This is a genomic window from Alteromonas profundi, from assembly GCF_010500865.1.
GTDB classification, from domain to species: Bacteria; Pseudomonadota; Gammaproteobacteria; order Enterobacterales; family Alteromonadaceae; genus Alteromonas; species Alteromonas profundi.
The window spans coordinates 1-4743 of sequence record NZ_JAAAWN010000054.1; the positions used below are offsets into that span (position 1 = coordinate 1).

The following is a 4743-nucleotide window of genomic DNA, read 5'->3' on the forward strand; positions in this document are numbered from 1 at the left end:
AGTAGGTCGAAATCCGGCCTAAAACGGCGGCATATTGGCCTAAACTGCAAAATTAGAGTTTAAAAATTAGGCAGGCGATGCTGCGGCTTAACTGAGCGTTAAACTGCGGGACTTATTCGCAGTTTCCCTAAATAAAAGCATGGCCAACGAGCAGCATGTACGTTGTCAGAACGAAGCTTAATTTTTCTTAGGCCAGCAAAATATTCTTCCATGAGTTAAATACCAATTAGCATATAACGCCCGCATTTGCGGAAAATTGGAGCGCAGCGGAAATTTGTCCGAAACATGCGCTTGTTAGGGCTTGCTCTTGATGCCGAATTGCTTCGCAAACTCGGGATCTATCCAAGCCGACTCTACCTGGCCAAGCTCTAATTCAACTTCTTCTGGAGCAGAGCAACTAGAAACAAAATCATTTACTGAACCAGAAAGAAAATGGTTCTCTCCTGTTTCGTCATCCCAGAAGCACACAGCCTCGTTAAGCAGAACGAAATAGTTACCGCAATCGTCTTCGGCAAGGACATTCGAAGTGGATAAGACTTCAGGGAATGGCTCCTTGGCTTTTCGAATTACGCCGTACTCAACGCCGGTTTCGCTTTTGAATACCTTACCAAATGCTCGATTCATATCTGAGCCCTAACTTTAAGCTAAGGGGCGCAGATACGTGGGGCATAATGGCGAAGCCGCCCCGCGTAAATGCGTCCGAGCGACCGAAGGGAGTGGTCTTAAGCGCCTTGTTATAAGCAAAGCCATTTCCTTTGGTCTGTTTAAAAACTGTTGAAGCCAGCATACGATTGATTGTTAACACAAACAAGCAAAACGACTGAGCAGTGATGGTTTTGATTTGACTGAAGCTAGCCGCCATTTGAACTATCAAGTGTAATGGCGCTTGCTGGCTGAAAATAAGAACCTGGCGATAAAGCGCCTATTACACCACCTTTAAAATGAAAGCGGCGGATTTACACCTACCACAAGCCAGAGCGATGCTAATGAAAACAGGTGAGGATAGTTGAACTGATTACTTGGTTGAGCCAAACGCAGCTTAGGCTGACGCCTTATAACTTTTAAATAAGGGGCGCAGGCATGTGGGCTAAAATCCGAACGAAGTGAGCAGCCCATATGTTTGCGTCCCAGCCCGCGCAGCGGGCGAACTTAATTTGTTTGTTATGTCTCATTGGTAAAAAACTTCCTTGAACAAGCTTGGAGCGCAATAGTCATTTAAGCTGACTACTACAAAGTGCTTTCTCACAAGCCCTGCATCTATTTCATACCATGCCATAGTTTGGTTACCTTCTTCATACAAATCTAATGGGAAGATGAAGGTTGGTTCCTCAAGACTGTCTGATATGAGCCATACTGAATAAGAACTTTGACCTTCAATGCTCTCTGGTAATTTGATAGTTACAGTGAAGTTCGAATCTCTAAGGGTTGTATCAATAGTAACTTTTTCACTATGCTTGGAATTGAACTGCTCGCGCATTTCATCGGTGACGATGCAAGATGAGGCAAGGCAGCCAAAATTGACTAACAGAAGTAGTAAAAAAGTTAACCGCATTTATCAATTCCTTCTGAGACATAACATTAAGCTAAGCGGCGCATTTGCGTGGGGCATAATGGCGAAGCCGCCCCGCGTAAATGCGTCCGAGCGACCGAAGGGAGTGGTCTTAAGCGCTTTGTTATAAGCATAGCCAGTTCCTTTGGTCTGTTTAAAAACTGATAAAGCCAGCATACGATTGATTGTTAACACAGACAAGAAAAACGACTGTGCATTGATGTTTTTGATTTAACTGAAGCTAGCCGCCATTTGAACTGTCAAACGCATTGGCGCTTGTTGACGTTGAATAATACCTTGGCGATAAAGCGCCTAATGCGCAACCTTTGAATTGAAAGCGGCGGATTTAAACCTACCACGAGCCAGAGCGATGCTAATGAAAACAGGTGAGGGTAGTTGTACTGGGATTTTTATGAAGCCAAACGCAGTTTAGGCTGACGCCTTATAACTTTTAAATAAGGGGCGCAGGCACGTAGGGCATAATGGCGAAGCCGCCCTGCGTGTTTGCGTCCCAGCCCGCGCAGCGGGCGAGCTTAAGTTTTTTGTTATAAGACATGTTACTTAAAACCCTGAATAGTGCCATTGGTGCCAACAATTAGGCATACGCTACCATAATATAAGCAATCATCTTTTATGAATGGTCGAGAGCCATAAATATCCAGAGGAACAATATTATTAACTTCGTTGACGCTTTTACCTATGAGCTGCGCATTTGTTAGAACGAACAGTTGCTCCGATATTTTAGTTTGGGTTTCTAGGCTTGCTTCCATGTAAGTTAAAGAGACACCGTTATCCAAACTCTGATACAACCAAAACACGTTGGTTAGCAGGAGTAATATTGAAAGGATACTGATAACAACCTTGTTCATTGAGTTTCCTTTGTCTTATAACACCCAAATAAGGGGCATAAACATGGCGGCTATAATCGGAGCGAAGCGACACAGCCGTCATGTTTGTGTCCCAGCGAGCCAGCGAGCGACTTAATTTTTTTGTTAGCTACCTTTCACTGAGCTAAGAAAGTCGATTGATTTAGTGAAATATTCTTTATAAGTATTCTTCGCGTCCGGCAGAAATATTGTTTGGACGTCCTCGCCCCGCCAGCTAGAGTTACTCGATTTTTCAAGTCTAATGAATAATTTCCCTGTTTCTAAGCAAATGCAAAGACTATCATGAATATCATTTTTACCTCCTGTTTTCTGGTAAAGGCAGAGTATTTCTTTGAACCTATTCATTTGAGTTCTCACGTATTTAAGATTTTAATCAACGACGTCAGTCAAAGATTCGTACAAAGCAACTCTTTTGGTGTCATCACTCCCATCCAATAGACGTTTCGCATCGTCCAAATTAACCCAACCTACTGCTTTGCGCGCACTTTGTGTATTCCCCTTACCATAGTCGCGCCACCCAGCAATATTATAAGACCTTAATTTTTCGAGTGCTTCTTCGTACGTGGCAGTGAACTCAATTGCAGGTTTAACGGGGTTTTCACTAACCTTATACCCGTTCCTAGCCTTTTGATGGATATTAAAAGGGATGCAGAAGGTATCTTTTGTTGAAACAGGAATTCTATTCTGGCGCTTTTGTTTAAACACTTTATATCCTTGTCGTTTACTAGGTAGCTAACACCCACATAAGGGGTAGTAACGCATGGGCTAAAATCCGAGCGAAGCGACAGAGCCCATGCGTTACTGTCCCAGGGAGCTTGCGAGCGACTTAATGTGATTGTTATGTGTGAAAAATTAAGCCCCTATACCAAACCCGAAATAAAGAACTAAACCGGCAATTATTGCAGCTATTGCCCCTAGAGAAGTTACACCCCACCATGACGTGTGCCATTTAGGAGCGGTTGGTACTGCTACAGTATTAAGATTTGCACTTTTAGCGCTCACAAAGCTATCGCTCGAATCAATAGCTGTATCATGACCTGATATATCAGCTCCATCTGCTATTACTGTGCTGCCTTTATCCGCTTTGATCCCAGTGCTCATATTAATTATTCCTAAATTACAAAGTTAATCTAACTTCCATATGCTAATTTACACATAACTTTCCAATAACGGGCGCAGACATGTGGGGCATAATGGCGAAGCCGCCCCGCGTGTATGCGTCCCAGCGAACGTAGTGAGTGAGTTTATTGGCTTGTTAGCTGACATTGCCAATAACTACCATCGATTCTTGGTTGATAATGAACTGATATCCAAAAGCTAAGATAATTGCAAATATACTAAGAATATTTAGATAAAATGACATTTGCTTATAGCTTTTTTCATTGTCTCTTTTGTCGTAGTGGTCAATTACGGTTAACGCCGCGTTTATAGCACTGGAGACTAATGCTACGCAGAAAAATAGTAACGGCATGCCAGTTAATTCAACAGAACCAGAGCCTCTTACGCCAGGGTAGACCAATACATCGTTAATGCCAGCGTAGAAACATATACCGATTAAAAAAAGAGCCCAAATGATATTAAAAATTCGTGTCGAATTAGGGATTTTGTTCGGAGAGTAATCTTCCATGAATCCTCTTGGCAGCTAACTTTTAAATAAGGGGCGCAGGCGCGTAGGGCATAATGGCGAAGCCGCCCTGCGTGTATGCGTCCCAGCGAACGAAGTGAGTGATTTAATTTTTTTGTTATACGCGTTTTTCAACGAAGTGCATACCCCAGCGGTTTGATGCAGAAAGCATAAAGGCAAAATAAACGATTGAAAATACACAGCCCAAGAATGCTCCACTTCCTGTTTTTAAGAGTAGAGATTTAAAGAAATTCACTACGAGGCAAAACAGGGCTATAAACCAAACTGCTTTTAAAACGTTATCGTAAATATGGTTTTTTAGAATGCCGCTGTGTTCTTGTAAGCTGAAGAAAAAGCCTGAAAGTTTACAAATAAGCCAAGTTAAGAAAAAAGATGAGAATGAAATGAAGATTGCAGCTGCTATTTCTTGAGTAAACACACCGATAAAAAGCGCTGAACCACACCAAATTAGTGGTAACTTAAGCCCTAATTTTAGAGTAATGAGAAGGTACTTAGGTTTTTTAAGCTGCATTTCTATCCTTGATGCTCATAGCGTATAACCCCCCAAGAAGGGGCAATGACACGTGGGCTATAATAAGGAACGAAGTGACGGGAGCCTACGTGTTATTGTCCCGCTTACTTGGTTTGTTATGTAACTATTTTGCAGGCTCATCGCTAAAAAG

7 protein-coding genes are annotated in these 4743 nt (G+C 42.4%); all 7 read right to left on the bottom strand.

Annotated features, from left to right (window positions below; translation table 11 throughout):
• Nucleotides 1-294: 294 nt before the first annotated feature.
• Entirely contained in the window at nucleotides 295-624 is a 330-nt protein-coding gene (locus GTH32_RS18805) for an SMI1/KNR4 family protein (RefSeq protein WP_163088691.1), read from the bottom strand.
• A 544-nt stretch (nucleotides 625-1168) separates the two neighbouring features.
• Complete coding sequence (locus GTH32_RS18810) at nucleotides 1169-1552, bottom strand: hypothetical protein (RefSeq protein ID WP_163088693.1); 384 nt, start codon at nucleotides 1550-1552, stop codon at nucleotides 1169-1171.
• A 554-nt stretch (nucleotides 1553-2106) separates the two neighbouring features.
• Nucleotides 2107-2418: a hypothetical protein gene (locus GTH32_RS18815; RefSeq protein ID WP_163088695.1), complete on the bottom strand. Its 312-nt coding sequence runs from the start codon at nucleotides 2416-2418 to the stop codon at nucleotides 2107-2109.
• A 387-nt stretch (nucleotides 2419-2805) separates the two neighbouring features.
• The gene (locus GTH32_RS18820) at nucleotides 2806-3141 is read right to left on the bottom strand and encodes a hypothetical protein (RefSeq protein WP_163088697.1); all 336 of its coding nucleotides are present in this window, start codon (nucleotides 3139-3141) and stop codon (nucleotides 2806-2808) included.
• A gap of 147 nt (nucleotides 3142-3288) precedes the next feature.
• Nucleotides 3289-3537: a hypothetical protein gene (locus GTH32_RS18825; protein WP_163088699.1), complete on the bottom strand. Its 249-nt coding sequence runs from the start codon at nucleotides 3535-3537 to the stop codon at nucleotides 3289-3291.
• A gap of 154 nt (nucleotides 3538-3691) precedes the next feature.
• Complete coding sequence (locus tag GTH32_RS18830) at nucleotides 3692-4063, bottom strand: hypothetical protein (RefSeq protein ID WP_163088689.1); 372 nt, start codon at nucleotides 4061-4063, stop codon at nucleotides 3692-3694.
• Nucleotides 4064-4178: 115 nt separating this feature from the next.
• Nucleotides 4179-4592 (bottom strand): hypothetical protein, encoded by a 414-nt coding sequence (locus tag GTH32_RS18835; RefSeq protein WP_163088701.1) that lies wholly within the window; start codon nucleotides 4590-4592, stop codon nucleotides 4179-4181.
• Nucleotides 4593-4743: the final 151 nt, after the last annotated feature.